Below are 24,029 nucleotides of genomic sequence, written 5' to 3' on the forward strand. Positions count from 1 at the left end.
CCATTTATTGGCGCGCAGGGATGGGGTATATCCCGGGAGACGTGAATGACATCCGATGTCACGCCGCTGACATTCCTATCGCTTTTTCTGCCGTTTCTGGCAGCGCTCGCTGCGCCGGCCCTGGTGAAACGGTTTGGCCACAATGCGGCATGGGTTCTGGCGATTGCGCCTGCTCTCGCCTTTGCGCATTTCGCGCTGATGCTGCCGCAGATTGCGGCAGGCGGGGTGGTGACAGGCGGTTATGCCTGGGTGCCGAGCTTCAATCTCAGTTTTTCCTGGTTCATCGACGGCCTGTCGCTGACTTTCGCGTTGCTGATCACCGGCATCGGCCTGCTGATTGTGCTCTATGCTGGTGGTTATATGAAGGGCCATCCGCAGCAGGGCCGGTTCCTGTCCTTCCTGCTGCTCTTCATGGGCGCGATGCTGGGCGTCGTCGTTTCCGACAGCCTGCTGATGCTGTTCGTCTTCTGGGAACTCACCTCCATCACCTCCTTCCTGCTGATCGGCTTCGATCATGAGCGCGCCGCCTCGCGCCGCGCCGCGTTGCAGGCGCTGGTGGTGACGGGCGGCGGCGGTCTCCTGCTGCTCGCAGGGCTGATCTTCATCTGGGACATCAGCGGCATGACGCAATTGTCGATGCTGGTGCGCGGCGGCGATGTCTTGCGCGACAGCCCGTTTTATCTGGCCGCGCTGCTTCTGGTTCTCGGCGGGGCCTTCACCAAATCGGCGCAGTTTCCCTTCCATTTCTGGCTGCCCAACGCCATGGAAGCGCCCACTCCGGTTTCGGCCTATCTGCATTCGGCGACCATGGTGAAGGCGGGCGTCTATCTCTTGATGCGGCTAAACCCGGTGCTCGGCGATACCGCCGCCTGGCAGATCCTGCTGCCTTTCTTCGGCGGGCTGACCATGCTTATCGGCGCGCTGCTGGCCGTGCGCCAGACCGATCTCAAGCTGATGCTCGCCTATACCACGGTGTCGTCGCTCGGCCTTTTGGTCATGCTGACGGGCTTTGGTTCCGCCCATGCCATCGAGGCGGCGGTGCTTTATCTGGTGGCGCATTCGCTGTTCAAGGGCGCGCTGTTCATGGTCGCCGGCATCATCGATCATGAGACCGGCACCCGCGACGTCACGAAGCTCGGCGGCCTGCGAAAAGCCATGCCGATCACCTTTACAGCGGCGCTGGCGGCTGCGATTTCCATGGCCGGCCTGCCGCCCTTTTTCGGGTTTCTCGCCAAGGAAGAGATCTATTACGCGCTGGCGCATGGCAATCCGCGGGCCGTGCTGTTCACCGGCATCGCCATCCTCGGCAACGCGCTGATGTTCGCCGTCGCCTTCGCGGTGGCGCTGAAACCCTTTCTCGGCAAGCCGGTGAAGACCCCGAAACACGCGCATGAAGGCCCGCTGTTGCTCTGGCTAGGACCGGCGCTTCTGGCGCTGAAGGGGCTGACGATCGCGCTCTTTTCCGGCGTCGCGCACTTCTATGTCTCCACGCCGATGGCGAGCGCCATCGCCGGTGAAGCGCGCCCGGTGGAAATCTCGCTCATCCCGCATATTGGCGTGCCGCTCGGCCTGTCGCTGCTGACGATCGCGCTCGGCATTGCTCTCTATGCGCAGCTTTCCACCGCCCGTGGGCTGATCGACCGCACCTTCAAGGCGTTGGGGGCGGGGCCGGACAGGGGCTTTGACGTTTTCATCGACATGCTGGTGAAAGTCTCGTTCCACATCACCCGGCTCATTCAGCCGGGTAGGCTGGAGTTTTACGTTACCGCCACTTTCGCCGTCATCGCCGCCGTGCTGCTTGTGCCGCTGTTCCTTTATGGGGAGTTGCCGTCCATGCCGTCATGGCCGCACGATATGCAGGTCCATGAACTCACCTTCATCGTCATTGCCGTGGCGGGCCTCATCGCGGTGCCGACGGCGTCGAGCCGGCTCACCGCCATCATCGCGCTCGGCATTCAGGGCTTTGCGGTGGCGGTCATTTTCCTGCTGTTCGGCGCGCCTGATCTCTCCTTCACGCAATTCATGGTCGAGACGCTTTCGGTGGTCATTCTGACGCTTGTCATGACGCGGCTTCGCCTGTCGCCGTCAGACCATCGCGGCCTTGGCCAGAAGCTGATGGACGGCACCATCGCCATCGCCTGCGGAACCGGCTTCGCTTTGTTCCTGATGCGCGCGACGCAGGCGAGCTTCGACAACCGCCTGACGGACTTCTACAACACCTATTCCAAGGCCATCGCCCACGGCGCCAATGTGGTCAACGTCATCATCGTCGACTTCCGCGGCACGGATACGCTCGGTGAAATCGCCGTCGTGATGATAACGGGCCTTGCCATCCTTGCGCTGATCCGCATCCGTCCGGCCGCCGCCGTCAAGGGACCGGCCAGAACCGCGAAGAAGAAAGGAGCGCGGGTATGAACACGCTCATTCTGCGCACCGTCACTCCCGTTGTCACCAGCCTCATGGTGCTGTTTTCCATCTTCGTGCTGTTGCGCGGCCATAATGAGCCGGGCGGCGGTTTCATCGGCGGCCTGATTGCGGTCTCGGCGCTGGCGATCTACGGCATCGCCTATGGCGTGACCGCGGTTCGGCGCGCCATCGTGTTTCATCCGCTCGCCATCGCCGGGGCGGGGCTGCTTTTGTCCATGCTGTCCGGCCTCGTTTCCATGGCCGCCGGCGTGCCCTTCATGACCGGGCTCTGGGTCTATCCGAGCCTTTTCGGTGTCGAAATTCCGCTCTCCACCGTCATGTCCTTCGATATCGGTGTCTACCTTGTCGTGGTCGGCGCCATCACCTCCATCGCACTGGCGCTGGAAGAAAGGGAAAGCGACTGATGGAAGCGGTCTTCTCCATTCTCGTCGGCATCTTCTTTTCGGTGGCGATCTACCTCATGCTGTCGCGTCACAGCATCCGCATGCTGCTCGGCGTCGCCATTCTCGGCAATGCAGTGAACCTCCTGCTGTTCACTGCGGGCAGGCTGACGCGCGAAGTGCCGCCGATCATTCCGCCCGGCATGGACACGCTGCCCCCGGGTGCGGCCAATCCGCTGCCGCAGGCGCTCATCCTCACGGCAATCGTCATTTCCTTTTCTTTCTTCTGTTTCCTTCTGGTGCTGACCTGGCGTGCGTTTCAGGAATTGCAGACCGACGACACGGACGAAATGCGCACCGCAGAACCCGCAGGCGAGCCGATGCCGCCGCTCGGTTATTGAGCGGCGAGGCTGAGACAACATGGCATCTTCCACCACTTCCGCAGTCACCGATCTTTCCGCAGCGCTCGTCACGACGCCCGTGCCGCTCACCGACTGGCTGATCATTCTTCCCATCGCGCTCTGCATTGGCGCAGGCGCGGTGCTGATGATGATGCGCCACGCCATCCGCCACCACGCGACCGTCGCCATAGCGGCGCTGTTCCTGCTGGTGCTGCTCGACGCCGCGCTTTTGTGGAAGGTCGCCGCTGAAGGCCCGTTCACCATGGTGATGGGCCGCTGGCTGCCGCCCTTCGGCATTGCCTTTACCGCCGACCTGACGGGCGCGCTGCTGTCGCTTGCGGCCGCCATCGTGGCGCTTGCGGGCGCCATCCATGCTGGCGCGGATATCGATGCCAGCGGCAGGCGATACGGTTTTTATCCCTTCCTGATGCTTTTGATGGCCGGTGTCACCGGCGCGTTCCTGACCGGCGACATCTTCAATCTCTATGTCTGGTTCGAGGTGCTGCTGATCTCGTCCTTCGGTCTCATCGTGCTCGGCTCGACGCGCGAGCAGATCGACGGCGCGCTGAAATACGCCATTCTGAACCTCATCGGCACGACGCTGTTCCTGATCACGGTCGGTTATCTCTACGCCATCTTCGGCACGCTCAACATGGCCGATATAGCCCGGAAGGCGACGACGCTGCGCGACGCAGCGCCGCTGATGACGCTTGCGAGCCTGTTCGCGCTCGCCTTCGCCATGAAAGCCGCGGCCTTTCCGGTAAATTTCTGGCTGCCGGCCTCCTATCACACGCCGCGGATCGTCGTGTCCGCCCTGTTCGGCGGCCTGCTCACCAAGGTCGGCATCTATTCGCTGCTGCGCGTCATGGTCATGCTGTTTCCGGTCGAGCGGGAAGAACTCAGCATCGTCATCGCCATCTCGGCGGCGTTGACCATGGTGCTCGGGGCCATGGGCGCGCTCGCTCAGAACGATATCCGCCGCATGCTCGGCTATATCGTCATCTCGGGCATCGGTTACATGATGGCCGGTATCGCCATCGGCACGCCCTCCGGTGTGTCCGGCGCAATTTTTTACGCGCTGCACTCCATGGTGCTGATGACGGCGCTCTATCTTGCCGCCGGCCACGCCGCCCGCCTTGGCGGAGGTTTCAGCCTCACCTCACTCAGGGGCCTTTACCAGCAGGCTCCGTGGTTTTCGGCGCTGGCGCTGGCGCTGTTCTTTGCCGGTTCCGGCCTGCCGCCCTTTTCCGGCTTCTGGCCGAAGGCGGTGCTGGTCAAATCGGCGATCGATATCGGCGCGTGGTGGCTCGCCGGCTCCATCCTCGCCTCCGGCTTCATCGCCACCATCGCTTTCGGGCGAATCTTCCTTTTGTGTTTCTGGCGTCCGGTGGCGGCATCCTCAGGTCAGTCGTCCCTGCCGCAGGCGCCACCCTCGGCAGCGCCGTCTTTTACGCCGCTGGTGGGTCTGACGTTGCTGGTGGTATTCTTCGGCCTGTTTCCGGAAAGCCTGCTCAATCTCAGCCAGCAGGCGGCCGCAGGCCTCGGTGACCCGCGGGCCTATATCAACTCGGTCTTTTCCGAAGGGGGCAAACCATGAGCCTCTATGTCGTACAACTGCTTTTCGTCGCCGTATGGCTCGCTGTCACGGGCAGCGTCAGTCTGGCAAACATCCTGTTCGCCCTCGTCGTTTCGACGCTCGCGCTTGGCATCATCCGCCACCAGCTTCCCGCCGGACGTAACCACTGGCTGAGGTTCGCCCGTATGCTGTCGCTGGTGCTGCTGTTCTTCAAGGAGCTGGCGCTCTCCGCATGGAAGGTCGCCATGCTGGTGACGCGGCCGAAGCTCGACGTGCAGCCCGGCATTTTCGCCTATCCGCTGACGGTGACGACGGATTTCCAGATTACGCTGCTCGCCAACCTCATCACGCTCACGCCGGGCACGCTTTCGGTCGATGTTTCGGCGGACAGAAAAACGCTTTACGTGCACGCGATTGACTGCAGCGATGTCGAGGCCACGAAAAACGACATCCGCAACGGCTTTGAAAAAAAGATCATGGAGGCGTTTCAAATATGACGCCAGAACAGACAGTTTCATTTGCAACTATACTTGCATCGGTTGTTCTGTCGGCCGCCTTTTTGCTGACAGTATATCGGGTCGTCGTCGGCCCCACCTTGCCGGACCGTATCGTTGCGCTCGACATGCTGGTGGGCATCGCCATCGGCTTCATCGCGGTCATCGCCATCCGCACCGGCTTCAATCTTTATGTCGACATCGCCATCGCGCTCGGGCTGGTCGGTTTTCTGGCAACGGTGGCCTTCGCCCGCTTCGTATTGTCCCGGGGCCTGGACGAGCGGCGCGGGCCGACGACGGTTCTCGACGGTGAAAGGGCATCTGAAGTCGTTGAAAAAACGATGAAAAAAGGTGTTGTAGGCGGAAAGGGAAAGGGCCGGCGAGGATGAATTGGGTTGTGACTATTTTCGTTTCAGTGCTGCTGCTCTCGGGCGCCATTTTCTCGCTGATCGCGGCAATCGGACTCAATCGGCTGCCGGATGTCTATACCCGCATGCATGCGGCTTCCAAGGCGGGAACGGTGGGTTCCGGCCTGCTGCTTCTGGCGGTCGGCATCCATTCCATGGAAATATCGACGCTGGCGCGGGCGCTTGCCGGTTTCTTCTTCTTTGTCCTTACAGCGCCGGTCTCGGCGCATCTTCTTGCCATGGCCGCTCATAAGGCAGGTTATCCGCTTGCCGTTAAATCGTTAGTTGATGACATGAAGAAAATTTCAAGTTGAAAATACCCCCAATAATTGGGGGTATTCATTTTCAATTGCTACTTGGTCTAGTATTTTATTACCCGTAATTTTTTGTATTCCGATTAGACTGTTTTGAACTGAAAAATCCGCAATAGGAATTTGACTTTTGCTGTTTTGCTGTTATCCAAATTAAGTGTAAAATTGCTAGTCGCAATTTGCATCTAGCCTCTTCATAGTCGGCATAGGCATTTTATTAATGTCTAATCTATGGCCCGCCGGGCCATTGCTGCCCATGTCGCGGGCCATACGTTGAATCTCGGACCAATTCGTTTCCGGTTTTCGCTCGAAATCTAGGGGTAGGTTTCATGTTGGTTTCAACAAGGCGAAGGTGGGGCACCGGGTAACTTCACATCGCTCGATGCGGCGTTTGCCCGCGTCAGGGGATCAATAAACAGGAGATACTTAAATGACGGAAACTGCATACGGTAACGCCCAGGATCTGCTGGTCGAACTGACGGCGGATATTGTGGCTGCCTATGTTAGCAACCACGTCGTTCCGGTAACTGACCTTCCCGGTCTTATTTCGGATGTTCACACGGCGCTCAGCGGAACATCGGCGCCGGCGTCGGTGGCGGTCAATGTCGAAAAGCAGAAGCCTGCCGTCTCCGTCCGCAAGTCGGTTCAGGATGACCACATCGTCTGTTTGGAATGCGGCGGCTCGTTCAAGTCGCTCAAGCGGCATCTGACGACGCATCACAGCATGACGCCGGAAGAATATCGCGAAAAGTGGGACCTGCCGGTCGACTATCCGATGGTTGCGCCCGCCTATGCCGAAGCCCGCTCGCGGCTCGCCAAGGAAATGGGTCTCGGTCAGCGCCGCAAGGCCAGCCGTTGATTTTAACGCGGGTCTGCGGGGGGTGTTTCTTCTCCCCGTCAGGGAGAAGGTGGCCCAAAGGGTCGGATGAGGGGGCAAGTTCTCCGCATAATCTGTACCCTTACCCCCTCAACCTGCTGCCGTGACCTTCTCCCCGGCGGGGAGAAGGCGGCAGTGGGCATTCGCCCGCTCCCCATGTTTCCTTAGAAACTGTCTTTACATCACATGAATATCCAGCCGGTCCGTAGACCGGCTTTTTTATTGTCGCTTCGAATCTTGGTGAGGAAAAAAATCCTTTATAGAAGACCTCATTTCTAAAAAATATAGAACTATATCAGAGGCATGTTCTTCTTCTGCAAATTCACGCTTCCCCACGTGCTTCCTCAGGTGTATGAATTAATTCCTATTCGTAGAGGAGTTGCATATGCCGTCGGATACTGTGTTTCTGCCTGTCGCCGCGCGGCCTTGCGTGCGGGTCGGTGATCGTCCTTTTCGTCATTGGCCGTCTGCGGCGGGGCGGGAGGAGATTTCCCGTCTCTGCCGTCTGGTACGGCAGCTCACCGGCGAGATGGTGCAATTGACCGGCGACCGAACGCTGGTGCGCCGCGACAGCCGGCGCACGGAATGCCACATCCGTCAGATTGCCATGTATGTGTGCCATGTGCAGCTGGGCATTCCCATGTCGGATATCGGACCCTGTTTCGGCCGGGACAGGACGACGGTGGGCCATGCCTGCCAGGTGGTGGAGGACCGGCGTGACGAACCGGCATTCGATGAGTTCGTCGCCGCGCTGGAGCGGCTTACCGGCAATATCTTCAATGCGATGAAAGGCGCCCGGGATGAGTGAGGAAAAAAGCGCCCCGATCTCCCCCCAGAACCCACATCTCCTGCGGCTGCTGCGTTGCATCGCCGCGGGCGCGGTGGAGATGTCGCAGGAGGGTGGCGACATCGTCCTGCGCCGGGTGCGGGCAGGCCATCCTGTGTTGCGGTTTTCGGCCGCGACGGTGCGGTTTGCCATTTCTTCCGGGCTGGTCGAGCAGCGGGAAAACACCCTTTCCGCCGCGCCGCCGCTCGCTTCCTGGCTGAAACGTGCAATGGCGAAAGACCGGGATGAGGTTTTTCAGGACCAGCACCGGCATATGCAGACGGTTATTGTGGATGTCGGCGAAGGAAAGCAGCCGGCCCGGCGCAATCTCAACAGCTCTCCCCTGACCAGCCTTGCAAGGCTGAAGGAACGGGACGGTGCGGCGTTTTTCCCGGCGGATGCTCTGGGGGCGGGTGAACGCCTTGCCGCCGATTTTCATCGCGGCCATCTCAATCCGAAGGTAACAGCGACATGGGAGCCGAGAATAGCGAACCGCACCAAAGGTGAGGCGGGAGGGGCGCTCGATCTCACCGAGGCGGCAATGGCCGCAAGAACGCGGTTTTCCCGCGCGGCCGATGCGATGGGGCCTGAACTGGCGGGCGTCGCCATCGATATCTGCTGCTTCGAAAAGGGGCTGGAGACGGTGGAGCGCGAAAGGCAATGGCCGGCGCGGTCGGCAAAACTGCTGCTGCGCGCAGCACTGCTGGCGCTTGCCCGCCATTATGCGCCGCCTGCGGCCCGCGCGGGCAGGAAGGAACACCATTGGGGCGATGCGGATTATCGCCCGTCGATGACGAGGTGAAAGTCAGGCCGCCAGCAGCCGGGCTTCCTCGCGGATGCGCTTGATCATGGAGCGCAGGCCGTTGGCGCGCTGCGACGACAGATGTTCCACCAGCCCGATCCTGTCGAACACCTCAATCGCGTCGAGATCGGCGATTTCGGAGGCTCTCTTGCCGGAATAGACGGCGAGCACGATGGCGACGAGGCCGCGCACGATATGCGCATCCGAATCGCCTTCGAAGGTCAGGAGAGGGTCTTCGGCGCCATCGCTATGGCTGACGAGCCAGACCTGGCTTGCGCAGCCATGCACCTTGTTCTCGGGCGCGCGCTTGTCTTCCGGCAGATCGGGAAGCGCCTTGCCGAGTTCGATGACATAGCGATAGCGATCCTCCCAGTCGTCGAGGAAGGCGAAGTCGTCAAGGATCGTTTCGAGAGAGGCCATTTGCGCGCCGTATCATCCATCATTGCAAGGTGTTTGCTAGGATATAGGGGAAGTGCGGCCGGTTTTGAACCATGGACCATGAAAAAGCCCACGGAAAACAGGTTTCCGTGGGCAAGTCAGGCAGGCAATCGGCAGCCGGATATTTTCGGCTGCAAAAAGGGGTTGTGGCGCGCTGGCCGGCAGGGATCAGGGCGCAGGGCGCTTCTGCGGCAGGGGAATGACGGTGCCGGTCTTCAGCATGTCGGTATCCTTCGGAAATTCGACGCTGACGACCGGGGCTTCGGCCAGTTTTTCGGTCTCGGCCGCGAGTTCAGCCGCGGGAGCGGGCTTGTCGCCGGAAGCGAGCTGCTTGTCCAGCAATTCATAGGCGACCTTCGCCCCTTCCTTTGCCCTCTCGCCGAGCGCATGGAAAGTTTCGGCGCCCTTGACGCAGACATCGGGCTTTTCGATGCAGATCGCGCTGACATAACGATAGGCTTCACCGGCGGCCGAAACGGCGCTGGGAATATCGAAGGCCGAAGGTTCCTTGGCCGGATCGTTGCTGCTGCCGAAATAGGACAGCGCCACCAGCACCAGCGAAAACCAGAATGTTCCCTTGATCAGAAACCACATTGTCAGACACCCTGCCAGATGATCTTTGTTTTCTAAAGCCCCGCCCGGTTTCGGGTCATCGGCCTTTGTCCCGTTTTTCGGGCTTGTGAAGAAGCTACAGGCGACCGGCGAACAGCCGATTGCAAAAAGCGACGCAATTTAATTCAAATTGTACCTATTCTCCTCGTATCGGGACGCCTGCCGAGAATTCATTCGAATTTTAACAGTCGATGTTAAGCATAATTGCGACAGAGGCCGCACGTTCCGGGCGAAAGCGGCGCACGGCTTTGCCACAAAAGTTAACATGATGGCAAAAATGAAGCGAAATCCGTCGCTTACCCGTCATTAACCATGATTGGGAAAGCTTCGAAGAAATGCCCCGTAATGGGACTGCGCAGCATTTGACGGGCCTTTGAGGCCATTCTTTTTATCCATTCCTTAAGCCGCCGCCTTCTATTGTCGGAGCCGTTAGAACCGCCTCAGGGATTCGGTGTTGGTATTGCGTAATATGAGAGAAAAAGCGGTCGCATTGGTCGACCATGCCGCAGGCAGATGGCTTGCGCGCATGGAAGAGGACACCGAAAGGCGCGCCGGAACCGTTGCGCGCCTGCGCTGGCTGATCGCCTTCAGCGCCGTCGGTCTTGTGGTGACGCCGGCCCTTTTCAGCCTTGTCGTCAGCCCCGCCATCGCACTGCCCATTGGCGCTGCTCTGGTGCTGGCGCTGTTTCTGGCTGCCGCCGCACTTCTGATCGCCTTTTCACACTCCGCACGCGGCGCATCTTCTCATTCGGTCTCGCCGGTGCACGACGACCTTATCACGGCATCGCAGGTGCCGGGCCTCGTGTTGATGATCGGTGAGACCGGTTTCGTCGAGCACGTCTCCGGTCGAGATCTCGCGGCGTTCCCGAACGACCTCCAGGCCAGCAAGGGCCATGTCCTCGTTGAATACGTCCATGTTTCCGACCGCATCGAACTGATGCAGGCTTTCGACATGTTGCGGCAGGGGGAGGACAGGGCGACGGTGGAACTTCGCTTCGAGACCGGCGCGAAGTCGCGTCAGGCGCAATTCATGCACGGCCGCATCGAAATGACGGCCATTCGCGGTTCAACGGGCCGCCTGCGCCGTATCGTCGCCCAATTGACCGATGTTACCGATATGGTACGCCTGCGCCGCGATGTCGCCCGCAAGGCGGCCGAGGCGGAATCGGCCAATGATGCGAAATCGCGTTTTCTCGCCGCCGTCAGCCACGAGCTGCGCACGCCGCTCAACGCCGTCCTCGGTTTTTCCGATATTCTGGCCGGCGAATATTTCGGCCGGCTGGAGAACGACCGCCAGCGGGAATATGTCGGTCTCATCCGCCAGTCGGGTGCGCATCTTCTCTCTGTCGTCAACACCATGCTCGATATGAGCAAGCTGGAAGCCGGCCGTTACGAGCTGATGATGGAAAGCTTCCCGATTGCCGAGACCATCTCGTCCTGCGAGGCGATGCTCAGCCTGCAGGCGAAGGAAAAGGGTCTGACTTTGACCAGCCGCATCCAGCGCGGTGTCGGCGAAATCTCGGCCGATCAGCGCGCCATCCGGCAGGTTCTGATCAATCTTGCCGGCAACGCCATAAAATTCACCGATGCGGGTGGTGTGGTGTCGATCGACGCCGCGCGTGAGGGCGCGATGTTGAAGCTGACGGTGAGCGACACCGGCATCGGCATCGCTTCCGACAAGATCGAATTGCTGGGCCAGCCCTTCATGCAGGTTCAGAATGAATATACCCGTCGCTATGAGGGCACGGGTCTGGGATTGTCCCTGGTCAAGGGGCTTGTGGCACTGCATGGCGGCACTTTCGCCATCGCCAGCAAGCCCGGCGAGGGAACGGTCGTAACGATCACCCTGCCTGCCGACGGTTCGGGCATGGCGGGTGGCGGCGAAAGCGCCGAAGCCGAAAGCATGGTGGAATTTCCGCCCCGCATCCGGCAGCTCGGCGATATGGCCGCAATGATGAAAAAGGATGGTGACAATGGCCCCGCGAAAGCGAAAACCGCCTAAGAAAACAACGGCCCAGATTGGCGCCGGGCTTGTTTCCTTGGTGGTTTCTGCCATCGGGCGAGAAATCCTGCGCCGTCCGAAACTGGTGGGCGGCTCAGGCGCCTTTGCGGTCGTCTTCGGTTTTGTCGCCGCCAATGCGCTCTGGTATCAGCCGGGCGTGCACCCATCGCCTTTCCTGCGCACGCGTGACGCGGAAAACCCAAATGGCATTGCCGGTTATCGCCCGGCCGAGCATCTCGGCGTGCAGGGCAATGTCACCACCTTCCGCATAGAACGACCGGCGGAGACGCAAAACGCGCAGCAAGCGACGGCCGAAACGCCGGCGCAATCCGTCGCAGAAAGCCAGAAGCCGCAGCAGATCGTTGCCGATATTCAGACAGAACTGAAGAAACGCGGGCTTTACGAAGGCGAGGCGGATGGCCGCATGGGCCCACGCACCGCCGCCGCCATCATGTTCTTCGAGGAAACGCTCGGCATGGAACAGACCGGCGAGCCGACGACCCGGGTGCTGGCGGCGCTGAAGATCGATGGCGCGACCGTTGCCGCGATCCCGAAAGACCGGCCTTCCGACACCAGCGGCGGTGGAGTGGAAATCGACCCGGTCGCGGCCGCCATCCGCAAGGCGGAGAAGCCGCAGGTAAAGGCCGAACCCGTTTCCCTTAATAGCACGTCCAAGCCTGCCAGCCGGGATCTCATAGCCAGGATACAGCAGGGGCTGATCAACATCGCTTATGCCGATGTGAAAGTGGACGGTGTGGCCGGCCAGCAGACCCGTAATGCTATCAGGGCGTTTGAAAAACATTATCGCCTGCCGGAAACCGGCGAGCCGAGTGAGGTCGTGCTGAAGAAGCTGAAGTCGATCGGGGCGCTTTAGATTTGAGCTTCCGGAGGGTTGACGACGGACCGAAGGTGCTTGGGGCTTTACCCCCCTCTGCCCTGCCGGGCATCTCCCCCTCAAGGGGGGAGATCGATATGCGGCAAGGTCTCGCCCATCCCGACGCTTGAGAATGGAGCAGTGAAAGAGCCTCCTGCCGATCTCCCCCCTTGAGGGGGAGATGCCCGGCAGGGCAGAGGGGGGTGAAGCCCCGCGCACCATCGCCCCTTAAATTCAACATTGCGAAGCACGCCCACCATTTCCATCGAAAGCAACCCCATGCGCCTCAAATCCGAAATGTTCGTCTCAGCCCTCATCCGCCGCGTCTTCGCCGCCGGCGGATTTGCGGCTGTCGAAAAGAAGGGGGCGGAGGAGGCGGGGGCGATCTTTATCCGCCAGCGCCTGCGTGATGGCCGCGAGAACCTCTATGGGCCCGCGCCGCAAAGTTTTGCCGATGATGAGGACATCCGCGCCGAGCGCCGTTTCGAAACGCGTCTTGCGGGTGCGGATGGCGAGGAAAGTGCCGCTCTTCTTGAGAGGGAACGACGCTTCGACAGCGACCTGTGGGTGGTGGAGATCGAAACCGATGAGATCGGGAGCCTGCTGACGCTGGTTGATGGGCCGAAGGCCTAGAATTGGCCGGCGATGGCCCGCCTCTTCAATCCGTGAAGGCGCAAGGCCAGACCTGATTATCCTTGCGTCCCGGTTCTTTGCGCAGACGGTGTGTTGTGGCCCGGTCGTTCGCGGCCATGCGTATAGCTGTCGGCCCGCCGCCAGCTTTCCAGCCGCTCTTCGCATTCCACGATGTCGAGACCGTCGAGCAGGGCTTCGGCACGGTTCATATCGCCTGCGGCGGCGGAAAGATGCGGATAGAAACATTGCAGCACGAAAGCCGCCTCGGAGAATTCCATGCCAAGGCCGGTCAGCGTCGTTGCCAGCTGCGCGCCTGATATATCGAGCATGATGCGCTCCGACAGCCAGTAGCTGGAGGAGAGAGAATCCGCCAGCGTCACCGCGAATTGCCGGGCGTTGCGCTCGCGGGCGAAACGCACCAGCAGCGCTTCCTGCACCTCGCTCAGCCGGCGAAGGCCGAGAACGTCGCTTTCCGGGCGGTTGAGGTGATGCGCCATCTGCTTGATCCGCTGGCGCATTTCCTCTTCGAGCGCGGAGGCGGCGGCGATGTTGTCCGTCTTTTCTTCCGCTTTCGGCTCTTCAGGGCTTTCCGCCGCCTGCGGTTCGGCAGCCGTCGTCTGTTCATCCGGCCGCTTCAGATCTTCGGCGTGACGCAGCCCGACAAGCGCGTCGATGACGGTGGGGGAAAGGTCCTCGCGGCGCACGATGGCGCGCGCATGCGCCGCCCCTTGCGTGCGGGCAATGGTGATCAGCGTGTCGTCATCGAGGCATTTGGAGGAAATGAGGAATGGCGCTGCAAGCGAAATCGGCTGGCAGGCGATGAAGAAGGCGACAGCCGAAGGCACGCTCGGATGCTGCGAGAGCGCGGCGATCGCCTCCCGCTTGGCTTCATCGGTGGAGGCGTTGAAAAGCGGCATGAAAAGTTCGGCGAACTGCCGAAGGTCCGTTTTTGACGGATGCGAAACATTCTCGAAATTCGTCACGGTGGCCATCAGCACCACATCTTTCTTCCTCACGGCTCTTGGCCTCTCAAGTTCTCGAAACCGGTCGGTCAACGCACTACCCAACAAACGCAAACACAATATCGGCTCAAATTAGAGCAAATGCGTTGACGCCCTGTTAACTATGGGGGGTGGCAAGAGAGAATCCGCATCTTTCAACAAGGAAATTTTAAAACCTTGATGACGGACGCAGGACCGTGGAACTTTACCGCATCGCCTTTGTTTTCAAGGCGGGCAGCTCCGGCCGGAATAAGTTGGGGTCCGGCAATTAAGGTTAACGGATCATTAACCTCTGTCTGTTTGTAATTTCATGGGCAGTATTAGGATTCCATGTTATTCTTATCGACGGAATAAATGAGAAAATGGCATGTGAAGCCTGAATCTGCGCACGGTCCGCTTATAAGAATCGCCTTGGATTTTTGGATCGTGCGAAAACCAGTCTGTGGACTGGCCTATGCGCAATGTGATGGTGATGACATTCCCGACGCAAGACGAGGCTTGCGCGGTTCCCATGGGCAACATTGACAATCATGTCCCGAAGAGGAGATGAGCATGGCAGAGATTATTCCAATCGGCGACGCCCGACGAAACCTGCGCCCCGCCGGCGCGGTGGCAACCGTGATCGGCCCGGCGAAAGTCGTGCTGTTTACCGGCGTGCGCTATGAAAAACGCGATACCGAGCCGACCGGAAAAGTCGCGCGCAAGGGCAAATCCGCAGCGGAAACTGCCCTCAAATCCTGACTGCGCACGACAACCGACGTTATTTCCACGCCGTCGGCTGGCATTTCGCCTCGTTCAGGAACCGTTCCGCCTCTTCGCCGAAACTCGGCTGCGGGACCATGGTCCGCAACACCACATACCCTTTCGTCTGATCCGATTCCGCCAGAATGGCCTGCGAAAGCGCGGGTGGTTGCGCCTTGCGGATGGCGGCGATCTGCACCGCATCCGCCACCAGAATATCCATCACCCCGCCGGCGGACGTGCGGTCATTCATGCTGAAAACCTCATTCGAGGCCTTGTCGTAAACCGCGACCGACCAGAAGGGCACGGCCCCGATGGCAGTCAGCCTGACCGGCTTGTCCTCGATATCGAAGGTGCAGACCGCGACCCGCATGAAGGGATCGCCGCTGCCAAGCGTCTTTTTCTCCGTCGTCTCTTCGAGCAGATGAAACTGATGCGGCTTTCCTTCCGCCACCGCGCGCGTATAGGCGTCGCGATTGCTGAAATGCGGTATCGCCAGAAGAATGATGACATGCAGCACGGCTGCGCCGACGAGACCGGTGAGGATGGCGAGCAGAACCCTAAGCATTGCCACACCCCAGCTTGCGGATTTGCGGCATGGAGATGTCGATCAGGCCGGAACTGCCCGCAACGGGCGTGTCGAGCAGGGTCATGACCAGCCTGAAGGTCTGGCCCTGCGGCACCGACAGCCAGTTATAGGTCTGGGCGTCAGCGGCGATGGTGATGTCGACGCCGCCATCGGCGCTGCGCAAAAGCGTGCGGGAATTCAGCGCGAAGGGCCGCCCCGCATCTTCCGCCAGCACATTGCCCTGCTGATCGGCGGTGTAAATCGTCCAGAACCGTGCGGGCGGCACGGCGCCCGCCAGCCGGTAGCGGCACTCGCCGCTCAGGCGTTGCCCATCGCTGTCGACGGAGGCGGTGAAGGCCAGCCCTTCCGCGGTTCCGTAAAGCAGCTTGCCGGCGTCGGCGCGGTGCGATTTGGCGTAAGGATCGGCCTCGATCGTCTGCGCCACGGGAAAGGCGTCCCAGGAGCCGACGCGGATCGATCCAAAGCCGGATGTCGCCTCAAGGGCTGCCAGCGTTGCGGCAATACCGCCGCCAAAGGCGATCAGAAGGGCGATGCCGACAAGGAATGGAACTCGGAACACGCTGTTTTCCCGTTTTTGAACAGGTCGAGGACTATCACTGATTCCCTGTTTGGAAAATGGCGCGGCTTGTTTAGTCTTCGTGAAAATGATCACAACCGGGGATATTCCATCATGTCGCGACAATCCGCAATCGACCGTGCCGCCGCCTGTTTTGACGATGGCGGCTTCGAGCGGGATTTGTCGCGACGCGTTTTGCGACGGACCGAAAGCCAGAATGAGGAGCAGGGCGAGGAACTGACGCTTTATCTGGAACAGGAAATGCTGCCCGCATTCGCCGCCATGGGTTTTTCCTGCACCATCCTGCGCGATCCGGCTGCGGATTTGCCGTTTCTGATCGCCGAGCGTTTCGAGGGCGACACGCTACCGACCGTGCTGGGATACGGCCACGGGGATGTGGTGCGCGGTCAGGACGAGGGCTGGGCCGAGGGCCTTTCGCCCTTTGTGATGTCTGAACGCAATGGCAGGTGGTATGGGCGCGGCACGGCCGACAACAAGGGACAGCATTCCGTCAATATGGCGGCGTTGAAGGCCGTGCTCGAGACACGCGGCAGGCTTGGTTTCAACGCCAAATATCTGATCGAGATGGGCGAGGAGAGGGGATCTCCCGGCCTGAGGGAGATTTGCCGGAACCATGGCGAGCGGCTGAAAGCCGATCTTCTGATCGCCTCCGACGGCCCGCGCCTGAATGCGGAACGGCCGACGGTTTTTCTCGGCGCGCGCGGCGGCATCACCTTCGATCTGGTGATCGAGGCGCGTGAGGGCGGCCATCATTCCGGCAATTGGGGCGGGGCGCTCTCCAATCCCGGCGTGCAGCTGGCCCATGCCGTCGCAAGTCTCGTCGGCCCGACCGGCCAGATCCGCGTGACGGAACTGGTGCCGGAGGAATTGCCGAAAGCGGTGCGTGAGGCTCTTGCCGATTGTGAAATCGATGGCGGGCCGGACGGCCCGAAGATCGATCCGGACTGGGGCGAGCCCGGCCTTTCCACCGCCGAGCGGGTGTTCGGCTGGTGCGCGCTGGAAGTGCTGGCTTTCGAGACCGGCAATCCGCGTGCGCCGGTCAACGCCATTCCGCCTCGGGCGTGGGCGCGGCTGCAATTGCGCTTCGTTGTCGGTATCGATCCGGAGGCGGTTCTGCCCGCCGTGCGGCGTCATCTCGACCGGCAGGGTTTTGCCATGGTGAAAATCGCGCCTGCCGGCGACGAGATTTTCCGCGCGACCCGGCTCGATCCGCAGGATCCATGGGTGGATTTCACGCTGCGCTCCATTGCCCGCACCACGGGCAGAAAACCGGCGCTTCTGCCCAATCTCGGCGGTTCGCTGCCCAACGATATCTTTGCCGATATCCTCAAACTGCGCACCATCTGGGTGCCTCATTCCTATCCCGGCTGCTCGCAGCATGCGCCGAACGAACATTTGCCGAAGGAGATGGTACGCGAGGCGCTTACCCTTATGGCCGGGCTCTATTGGGATATCGGAGCCGGCGACACGCCGCCGCTTTAGGCGCCCATGACAAGCTTGAAGGCGATGGCCCACATGGTGACGGCGATGACGCCTTCAAGAATGCGCCAGGCGGAGGGTTTTTCAAAGATTGGCCGCAGCCAGCGCGCGCCGTAACCAAGTGAAAAGAAGAACACCAGCGAACCGGTGGCCGCGCCTGCCGCGAAGGTTTTTTCGAAGCCGGGAAACTGCGTTGAAATGGTGCCGAGCAGCACGACGGTATCAAGATAGACATGCGGATTGAGAAAGGTCAGCGCGAGACAAATGGCCAAAGTCTGCCACAGGCTCGCCTCCCGCCGCTCCGACACCGAAAGCGCCGCGGAAGAGCGCAGCGCCGAATGCAGGCTTTTGGCGCCATACCAGACAAGGAAAGCGGCCCCCGCATACCGCATGATGGGATCGAGCGCCGGCATGATGGCGCTGATCCGCTGAAAGCCGAACACGCCCACCGTAATCAACAGCGCATCGGCAAGGGCGCAGGTGGTGCAGACGGCAAACACATGCGAACGCGCCAGCCCTTGTTTCAGCACAAACGCATTCTGCGCGCCGATGGCGACGATGAGGCTGAGGCCCATCGTCAGGCCGGTGAAGAAAATCTGGATGTCCATGCGCGTCGCGGCCCCTGCCTCTGTCCATTGTGGAATGGCCAGGGGCGTTGCTCCCGGCCGAGTGCTTGGATATTTCCGCCAGATGGTTTAATCCAGTTAAATAAACTCAATCCAGATAAGCTGAGCTAATGACGTACTTCTCTCTTCAACGTCTCGATTTTCCGCCACGTTGCCATCTCTCCACCGTCATTCCTGTTCCCCGGAACAAGAATGAGGGAAGGAGAGGCCGTCGCCTATGGCTTCCAAGGCCATCACGCCACCTCCAAACCCCGCATGAGGTGCCGTAATGCTCGACTATCCCTCCATGCGGGCCGTGGCGCTCGTGGCCCAGACCGGCAGTTTCGAAAAGGCGGCGCAGGTGCTGTGCGTCACGCCATCGGCCGTCTCCCAGCGCATCAAGCAACTGGAGGAGCGGCTGGGCGTGGTGCTGATCGTGCGCGGCAACCCCTGCGTGGCAACGGAAAAGGGCGAATGGCTCTGCCGTCACATGGATCATGTCGGCATGCTGGAAAGCGAATTGTTCCGACAGCTTCCGGTGCTGGCGGAAGCCGGCGCAGCGCAGGAGCGCGTGACGCTCAACATCGCCACAAACGCCGACAGCCTCGGCACATGGTTTCTGGATGCGGTTTCGAAATTCACCGGCGGCAGCGATTATCTCGTCAATATCGCGGTGGACGATCAGGACCACACGGTGGAATGGCTGCGCGGCGGCAGGGTGCTCGCCGCTGTCACGGCCCATGCCAAGCCCGTGCAGGGCTGCCGGGTAACGCCGCTCGGCGTGTTGCGCTATCATGCCACCGCCAGCCCGGATTTCATGGCCCGCCATTTCGCCGGAGGTGTTACGCCCGCCGCCCTTGCCCGCGCGCCCGGGCTCACCTTCAACCAGAAGGACAGGCTGCAGGCGAGTTGGGTCAGGAAGGTGCTGGGCGAGGAAATCGCCTATCCCACCCACTGGCTGCCTTCGACGGACGGTTTCGTGAAGGCGAGCCTTTCCGGCATGGGCTGGGGGCTCAATCCGGTGCAGCTTGTGGGGGATCACCTCAAGACGGGCAGGCTGGTGGAGGTCGTTCCCGGCACGCCGCTCGATATTCCGCTTTACTGGCAGGTCAACCGGCTCGCGGCGGAGCGGCTGGGGGTGTTGACGTTGCATGTGGTGGAGACGGCGAGGGGAGTGTTGTTGCGATAAGTTGCGGTTTGGAGAAGCGGTGGCGATGGAGTGCATGGCTTTACCCCCCTCTGCCCTGCCGGGCATCTCCCCCTCAAGGGGGGGATCGACGCGCGGATAGGTCTCGCCCATCTCAACGTTTACGAATGAAGTGGCGGTAGCGCCTCCTGCCGATCTCCCCCCTTGAGGGGGAGATGCCCGGCAGGGCAGAGGGGGGTGAACCTCACCGCCGTGCCGCATCCTCCTTGCCCTCGCGCAACGACGCATCCGCCACCTTCTGCGTCGTCACACTCAAGGCCGAAGCGTCCTTCATCTTCCTGGCGATGGAGCGGATCACACGCGTTGCCTCGGCCGAGAGCGAGCGTGGGCGGGTGAGGGCCGGCAAAGCGGGGGTGCTGGCGGCTGCGGCCGCCACTTGCGCCGAAGGTTGCGGGCGCGCACCTGTCGGCAACGGGTTCTGGATGCCGGGAATGGGGCGCAGCTCCATGCCCTGATGGGCATAGTCCATCAGCCGCTTGAAAGTCATGGCCGGAAGCGCGCCTCCCGTCATATTGTTCATCGGCGTGAAATCGTCGTTCCCGAACCAGACGGCCGTGGTGTAATTGCCGGTGAAACCCACATACCAGGCATCGCGATAGGCCTGCGAGGTGCCGGTCTTGCCGCCGGAAACGATGCCGTTATCCAGCGCGCCGCGCCGGGCCGTGCCCATGACCGGAATGGTCACCAGCATCTGGTTCATCTTCGAATTCGCGTCTTCGGAAAGCACCCGTTTGGCGGGCGCTTCGTTGTGGCTGAAATCGTAGAGGACATTGCCCTCGTAATCCAGCACCTGCTCGATGCCGTGGCGGCGCGACTGCATGCCGTCGGCAGGGAAAACGGCATAGGCGGTGGCCTGATCGAGCACCGTGACTTCCGATGTCCCGAGCGGAATCGTCTTGTCGCTGCGCAGCGGCGTGGCGACACCCATGGCCTTGGCGGTATCGACGATCACCTGCGTGCCGAGCACGTCCTTGGCAAGACGCACGGGCACGGTGTTGTAGGATTTGGCGAGCGCCATCTGCAGCGTCACCTTGCCGGCATAGGAGCGGCCGTAATTCTGCGGCGACCAGCCGCGCCAGGTCACCGGCGCGTCGGAGATCAGCGTCTCCGGCTTCATGCCCTTTTCCATGGCGGCCGAGTAGGTGTAGACCTTGAAGGAGGAGCCCGGCTGGCGCAGCGCCGCCGTGGCGCGGTTGAACTGGCTTTCGCCATAGTCGCGCCCGCCGACCATGGCGCGCACGCCGCCGCCGTTCTCGATCATCACCATCGCGCCCTGCTTGACGCGGTAACCTTCGCCGAATTCGCGCAGGCCCATTTCCATCGCCTGTTCGGCCGCCTGCTGCAGGCCGGTATCGATTGTGGTGCGCACGACCACGGTGTGGTCCCTGAACTTGCCTTCGGCGGCCAGCCGCTGCACCTCGTCAAAGGCCCAGTCGAGGAAATAATCAGGCGCCTTCACATCGGCGCGGTCGATGACGGTGGCCGGGTTGCGCCGCGCGCCGATCACCTGCCCCTCGGTCATCAACCCGCTCTGCACCAGGTTGGAAAGCACGGTGTTGGCGCGGGCACGGGCGGCGGGCAGGTTGACATGCGGCGCATATTTGGCCGGGGCCTTGAACAGGCCAGCCAGAATGGCGGATTCGGCGAGCGTCACGTCGGTAAGATTCTTGCCGAAATAAAACTGCGCCGCCGCAGCAGCACCAAAGGTGCCGCCGCCCATATAGGCGCGGTCGAGATAAAGGCTGAGGATTTCCTTCTTCGACATGTTGGTCTCGAGCCACAGCGCGAGGAAGGCTTCCTTGATCTTGCGCTCCAGCGAGCGCTCATTGGTCAGGAACAGGTTCTTGGCAAGCTGCTGCGTCAGCGTCGAGCCGCCCTGCACCACGCCGCCGGCGCGGGCGTTTTCGCTCATGGCGCGGGCAAGGCCGATGAAATCGATGCCGAAATGGTCGAAGAAACGCCGGTCCTCGGTCGCCAGAACCGCCTTGATGAAATGATCCGGCATCTGGTCGATCGGAACGGAATCCTCGTGGATGATGCCGCGGTGGCCGATGGTGTTGCCGTAACGGTCTAGGAAGGTGACGGCGAAGTCGCCGCGATACCGCCAGTCCTTCTTGGTTTCCTCGAAGGCCGGCATGGCGAGCGCCAGAAGCACGACGGACCCCGCCGTTCCGAACGTCAGTGCGTCGCAGGTCAGGTTGACGAGAAGCTTCTTCCAGCCCCGCACATGCAGCTTGCGCGAGGCGATGGTGACGTCTTCCCAGAAATCCACCAGCCTTGCCGCAGCCGTCCACAGGCCGGAGTCGATGAAGCTATCGATCCGGAGCAGGATGTGCCGTTTTTTACGGCCTTTTTTTTCGTTTTTTTCTTCCTGCACCTGGCGATGTTTTCCTGTTCAACGCAACGCGATCATCGATATTCTGCGCTTCAACCCATTCCCGACGCAAAACCGTGGCATGGTTGTGTCGGAAGTGCTTGACGCGGCGGCCTTTCGCGGGCCAATGACCCCCAGCCGCCTGCCAATATGCTAAAATATCGTACAAACCAGCCCTTGGCGATACGATATAAAGGATTAGGGACCGGTTAAACACTCCCGTCCAAGAGATCAAAATGAAACGGAAATGTTAACGATGAATGACGCGCCGTTCTGGAAAACCAAATCACTCACGGAGATGACCGGCGAGGAATGGGAAAGCCTGTGCGACGGCTGCGGCCTGTGCTGTCTGAACAAGCTGGAAGACTGGGACACCGGCGAAGTCGTGTTCACCTCGGTCCGCTGCGTGCTGCTCGACGGCGAGAGCTGTCGATGCTCCGATTACGAAAACCGCCGCGCCACGGTGCCGGACTGTATTCAGCTCGACCTGAAGAAGGTGCATGAGATCGGCTGGCTGCCGCCAACCTGTGCCTATGCGCTGGTGCGCGACGGCAAGGATCTCTACTGGTGGCATTATCTCGTCTCCGGCGATACGCAAACGGTGCATCAGGCCGGCATTTCCGCCCGCGGCCGCACCGTCAGCGAGGCCGATGTGGATGTTGACGACTTCGAGGATTATGTGGTCGACTGGCCCCTGACAGTGGGTGAGACGGTCGGCGAGAGGGCGGGCGAAAAGGAACGGACCTGACGGAAAACGTCAATTTTTGTTTGGTCCTATTCCTGCCCCATCCGTCTCCTAAAGGCATGTCATCCGAAAGCGTGTCACGGTTTCGGGGTACGACTTGTCTGAAAACAAAGACAGCTTCCGGCCATTCCGGCAAATGATCCGCAGAAGCGGACGAGGGACATCGAAACGCATGCGCTACCGGCTGCCCGCCATCGTTCTTTCATGCCTTGCCCTTCCGGGGCTCCTGCCGTTTTCCGCTGACGCCCAGCAACAGCCACAGGCCTTCGAATGCACGCTGGTCACGTCCATCGAGACCGGTGCCATCATCAACCAGCAGGGCGCCTGCGACCAGCGCGTGGCGCCGGCCTCCACCTTCAAGGTGCCGCTGGCGCTGATCGGTTACGACGCCGGCATCCTTCAGGATGAAAAGACGCCCGCCTGGGACTGGAAACCCGGCACGGAGGCGCGCGCCTCCGACCGCAAGACGGTCGATCCCTCCATATGGGAACAGGATTCGGTCCTGTGGTATTCGCGTGAGATCACCCGCCGTCTCGGTCCGGAAAAATTCGCCGCCTATGTGAAGCGTCTCGGTTACGGCAATGCCGATGTTTCCGGTGAGCCGGGCAAGAATAACGGCCTGACCCATTCCTGGCTCGGATCGTCGCTGACGGTCTCGCCGGTGGAACAGGTCGGCTTCCTGCGCCGCCTTCTGGCCGGCAATCTGCCGGTTTCGCGCGATGCGCAGGCGAAGACCAGGGCAATCGTGCCGGTCTTCGATGGGCCGGAAAGCTGGGCCGTGCACGGCAAGACCGGAACCGGCTACATGCGCGACGAAAAGGGCAATCCCGACCGCAACCGTCCCTTCGGCTGGTTCGTCGGCTGGGCGGAGCGCGAAGGCCAGCACATCGTCTTTGCGAGACTGCGCGTTTCCGACAAACCGTCAAACGAGCCACTCGGCCCCGCCGTGCGCGATGCCTTCCTGCGCGATATTCCCCGGCTGGCCGTGCACCGATAGCGAGATCGACCTCAATATCTTTCGGATTGCGCGTTTACCTGAAAAGCTCGGCGTGCGTTCCTGCGCGGGTGAAGATGAGAAGGTTCTGCTTCTCATCAAGTTTATAGATCAACAGAAAGTCCCCGCCGACATGGCATTCGCGATGATCGTGCCATTCTCCGGTCAGTTCATGGTCACGAAACTGCGCCGGTAATGGCGCTTCGCCGGCGATGAGAAGGAGCATGATCTCCTTCAGTTTCACCATGTCATAGCGCCCGGAATTGTTCAGCCGTTGCCAGTCCTTGATAAATTGCCTGGTGAAATCCGAACTACGCGGCAGCACCGTTCGTTTCGATGCCGCGTCTTTTCCGTGACCTTTTTCATCCGTCACCGTTTGTTACCATCAAGGGCGTCGAACAGGGCTTCCGCCGTGCCGAAACGATTGCGCCTGGCAGCCGCGATGGCGCGCGCTTCTTCAATCGCGGCGAGCGTTTCAGCGTTCGGTTGCGTCAGTTCTATCGGCAGTGCTTTTTCTCGGGCAATGCGCGTCAGCATCATTCGCATGACATCGGAAACAGTCAGCCCCAGACTGTCGAGCACGGCAGTCGCGTCATCCTTGAGCGCCTGATCAATGCGCGCTCTCACATAAGCATTTGCGGTCATGCCGACCTCCTT

The 24,029-nt window shown here is 60.9% G+C and carries 27 protein-coding genes; 18 read left to right on the plus strand and 9 right to left on the minus strand.

Annotation, left to right across the window (positions count from 1 at the left end):
- Positions 1-45: 45 nt before the first annotated feature.
- From PL597_RS10505 to PL597_RS10550, 10 genes are all read left to right on the plus strand, one after another.
- Positions 46-2,415: a putative monovalent cation/H+ antiporter subunit A gene (locus PL597_RS10505; RefSeq protein WP_271365112.1), complete on the plus strand. Its 2,370-nt coding sequence runs from the start codon at positions 46-48 to the stop codon at positions 2,413-2,415.
- Positions 2,412-2,831, plus strand: coding sequence for a Na(+)/H(+) antiporter subunit B (locus PL597_RS10510; protein ID WP_077982706.1), 420 nt, complete (start codon positions 2,412-2,414; stop codon positions 2,829-2,831). Before PL597_RS10505 ends, PL597_RS10510 begins: the two co-directional genes overlap by 4 nt.
- Positions 2,831-3,208, plus strand: a complete 378-nt coding sequence (locus PL597_RS10515; protein ID WP_077982705.1) for a Na+/H+ antiporter subunit C — start codon at positions 2,831-2,833, stop codon at positions 3,206-3,208. The genes PL597_RS10510 and PL597_RS10515 overlap by 1 nt, the downstream gene beginning before the upstream one ends.
- A 19-nt stretch (positions 3,209-3,227) precedes the next feature.
- On the plus strand, positions 3,228-4,805 hold the full coding sequence (locus PL597_RS10520; protein WP_077982704.1) for a Na+/H+ antiporter subunit D: 1,578 nt from the start codon (positions 3,228-3,230) through the stop codon (positions 4,803-4,805).
- The gene (locus PL597_RS10525) at positions 4,802-5,281 is read left to right on the plus strand and encodes a Na+/H+ antiporter subunit E (RefSeq protein WP_077982703.1); all 480 of its coding nucleotides are present in this window, start codon (positions 4,802-4,804) and stop codon (positions 5,279-5,281) included. The genes PL597_RS10520 and PL597_RS10525 overlap by 4 nt, the downstream gene beginning before the upstream one ends.
- Positions 5,278-5,667: a cation:proton antiporter gene (locus PL597_RS10530; RefSeq protein ID WP_271365113.1), complete on the plus strand. Its 390-nt coding sequence runs from the start codon at positions 5,278-5,280 to the stop codon at positions 5,665-5,667. The genes PL597_RS10525 and PL597_RS10530 overlap by 4 nt, the downstream gene beginning before the upstream one ends.
- Entirely contained in the window at positions 5,664-5,999 is a 336-nt protein-coding gene (gene mnhG, locus PL597_RS10535) for a monovalent cation/H(+) antiporter subunit G (protein WP_271365114.1), read from the plus strand. The genes PL597_RS10530 and mnhG overlap by 4 nt, the downstream gene beginning before the upstream one ends.
- Before the next feature lie 427 nt (positions 6,000-6,426).
- Positions 6,427-6,855, plus strand: coding sequence for a MucR family transcriptional regulator Ros (gene ros / locus PL597_RS10540; protein WP_003497181.1), 429 nt, complete (start codon positions 6,427-6,429; stop codon positions 6,853-6,855).
- Positions 6,856-7,258: 403 nt separating this feature from the next.
- On the plus strand, positions 7,259-7,681 hold the full coding sequence (locus tag PL597_RS10545) for a helix-turn-helix domain-containing protein (RefSeq protein WP_271365115.1): 423 nt from the start codon (positions 7,259-7,261) through the stop codon (positions 7,679-7,681).
- Positions 7,674-8,501, plus strand: coding sequence for a DUF6456 domain-containing protein (locus PL597_RS10550; protein ID WP_077982699.1), 828 nt, complete (start codon positions 7,674-7,676; stop codon positions 8,499-8,501). Before PL597_RS10545 ends, PL597_RS10550 begins: the two co-directional genes overlap by 8 nt.
- Before the next feature lie 3 nt (positions 8,502-8,504).
- Here the strand turns inward: PL597_RS10550 and PL597_RS10555 are convergent, their stop codons facing one another.
- Positions 8,505-8,921 (minus strand): SufE family protein, encoded by a 417-nt coding sequence (locus PL597_RS10555; protein WP_077982698.1) that lies wholly within the window; start codon positions 8,919-8,921, stop codon positions 8,505-8,507.
- 186 nt (positions 8,922-9,107) lie between these two features.
- A complete protein-coding gene (locus PL597_RS10560) occupies positions 9,108-9,533 on the minus strand; it encodes a DUF5330 domain-containing protein (RefSeq protein ID WP_173988422.1) in 426 nt (141 codons plus the stop codon).
- A gap of 487 nt (positions 9,534-10,020) precedes the next feature.
- On the opposite strand from PL597_RS10560, the gene PL597_RS10565 reads away from it, so the two are divergent.
- The 3 genes from PL597_RS10565 to PL597_RS10575 all read left to right on the plus strand — a co-directional run bounded on the left by PL597_RS10565 (position 10,021) and on the right by PL597_RS10575 (position 13,060).
- Positions 10,021-11,553: a sensor histidine kinase gene (locus tag PL597_RS10565; protein ID WP_142912617.1), complete on the plus strand. Its 1,533-nt coding sequence runs from the start codon at positions 10,021-10,023 to the stop codon at positions 11,551-11,553.
- Positions 11,525-12,427 carry a peptidoglycan-binding domain-containing protein gene (locus tag PL597_RS10570; protein ID WP_271365117.1) on the plus strand — a complete coding sequence of 301 codons (903 nt, stop codon included), beginning with the start codon at positions 11,525-11,527 and terminating at the stop codon, positions 12,425-12,427. The genes PL597_RS10565 and PL597_RS10570 overlap by 29 nt, the downstream gene beginning before the upstream one ends.
- Before the next feature lie 279 nt (positions 12,428-12,706).
- Positions 12,707-13,060 carry a DUF1491 family protein gene (locus PL597_RS10575; protein WP_173988424.1) on the plus strand — a complete coding sequence of 118 codons (354 nt, stop codon included), beginning with the start codon at positions 12,707-12,709 and terminating at the stop codon, positions 13,058-13,060.
- Positions 13,061-13,116: 56 nt separating this feature from the next.
- Here the strand turns inward: PL597_RS10575 and PL597_RS10580 are convergent, their stop codons facing one another.
- Positions 13,117-14,052, minus strand: coding sequence for a DUF2336 domain-containing protein (locus PL597_RS10580; protein ID WP_202048193.1), 936 nt, complete (start codon positions 14,050-14,052; stop codon positions 13,117-13,119).
- 561 nt (positions 14,053-14,613) lie between these two features.
- Here PL597_RS10580 and PL597_RS10585 point away from each other — a divergent pair.
- Positions 14,614-14,802, plus strand: coding sequence for a hypothetical protein (locus PL597_RS10585; RefSeq protein WP_162854287.1), 189 nt, complete (start codon positions 14,614-14,616; stop codon positions 14,800-14,802).
- 19 nt (positions 14,803-14,821) lie between these two features.
- On the opposite strand, the gene PL597_RS10590 is transcribed toward PL597_RS10585, so the two are convergent.
- Together PL597_RS10590 and PL597_RS10595 are read right to left on the minus strand one after the other, a co-directional pair.
- Positions 14,822-15,370, minus strand: coding sequence for a DUF1254 domain-containing protein (locus PL597_RS10590; RefSeq protein WP_173988425.1), 549 nt, complete (start codon positions 15,368-15,370; stop codon positions 14,822-14,824).
- On the minus strand, positions 15,363-15,950 hold the full coding sequence (locus PL597_RS10595) for a DUF1214 domain-containing protein (protein WP_077982691.1): 588 nt from the start codon (positions 15,948-15,950) through the stop codon (positions 15,363-15,365). The genes PL597_RS10590 and PL597_RS10595 overlap by 8 nt, the downstream gene beginning before the upstream one ends.
- A 111-nt stretch (positions 15,951-16,061) precedes the next feature.
- On the opposite strand from PL597_RS10595, the gene PL597_RS10600 reads away from it, so the two are divergent.
- Positions 16,062-17,450, plus strand: coding sequence for a M20 family metallopeptidase (locus PL597_RS10600; protein WP_271365118.1), 1,389 nt, complete (start codon positions 16,062-16,064; stop codon positions 17,448-17,450).
- On the opposite strand, the gene PL597_RS10605 is transcribed toward PL597_RS10600, so the two are convergent.
- Positions 17,447-18,055 carry a LysE/ArgO family amino acid transporter gene (locus tag PL597_RS10605; RefSeq protein WP_271365119.1) on the minus strand — a complete coding sequence of 203 codons (609 nt, stop codon included), beginning with the start codon at positions 18,053-18,055 and terminating at the stop codon, positions 17,447-17,449. The two genes, PL597_RS10600 and PL597_RS10605, sit on opposite strands and share 4 nt — an antisense overlap.
- Positions 18,056-18,341: 286 nt before the next feature.
- Here PL597_RS10605 and PL597_RS10610 point away from each other — a divergent pair, with 286 nt between their 5' ends.
- On the plus strand, positions 18,342-19,241 hold the full coding sequence (locus PL597_RS10610; protein WP_271365120.1) for a LysR family transcriptional regulator ArgP: 900 nt from the start codon (positions 18,342-18,344) through the stop codon (positions 19,239-19,241).
- Between the two features lie 202 nt (positions 19,242-19,443).
- Here the strand turns inward: PL597_RS10610 and PL597_RS10615 are convergent, their stop codons facing one another.
- Entirely contained in the window at positions 19,444-21,636 is a 2,193-nt protein-coding gene (locus PL597_RS10615; protein WP_136903022.1) for a transglycosylase domain-containing protein, read from the minus strand.
- Positions 21,637-21,889: 253 nt separating this feature from the next.
- Between PL597_RS10615 and PL597_RS10620 the strand changes: the two genes are divergently transcribed.
- Together PL597_RS10620 and blaOXA are read left to right on the plus strand one after the other, a co-directional pair.
- Complete coding sequence (locus PL597_RS10620; RefSeq protein ID WP_077982686.1) at positions 21,890-22,381, plus strand: YcgN family cysteine cluster protein; 492 nt, start codon at positions 21,890-21,892, stop codon at positions 22,379-22,381.
- 169 nt (positions 22,382-22,550) lie between these two features.
- On the plus strand, positions 22,551-23,375 hold the full coding sequence (blaOXA, locus tag PL597_RS10625; protein WP_077982685.1) for a class D beta-lactamase: 825 nt from the start codon (positions 22,551-22,553) through the stop codon (positions 23,373-23,375).
- 34 nt (positions 23,376-23,409) lie between these two features.
- Here the strand turns inward: blaOXA and PL597_RS10630 are convergent, their stop codons facing one another.
- Together PL597_RS10630 and PL597_RS10635 are read right to left on the minus strand one after the other, a co-directional pair.
- Positions 23,410-23,745, minus strand: coding sequence for a type II toxin-antitoxin system YafQ family toxin (locus PL597_RS10630; RefSeq protein ID WP_269835190.1), 336 nt, complete (start codon positions 23,743-23,745; stop codon positions 23,410-23,412).
- Positions 23,742-24,017, minus strand: a complete 276-nt coding sequence (locus tag PL597_RS10635) for a type II toxin-antitoxin system RelB/DinJ family antitoxin (RefSeq protein ID WP_077982683.1) — start codon at positions 24,015-24,017, stop codon at positions 23,742-23,744. The genes PL597_RS10630 and PL597_RS10635 overlap by 4 nt, the downstream gene beginning before the upstream one ends.
- Positions 24,018-24,029 lie beyond the last annotated feature (12 nt).

Source organism: Agrobacterium sp. ST15.13.013, assembly GCF_027956525.1.
Classification (GTDB): domain Bacteria; phylum Pseudomonadota; class Alphaproteobacteria; order Rhizobiales; family Rhizobiaceae; genus Agrobacterium; species Agrobacterium salinitolerans.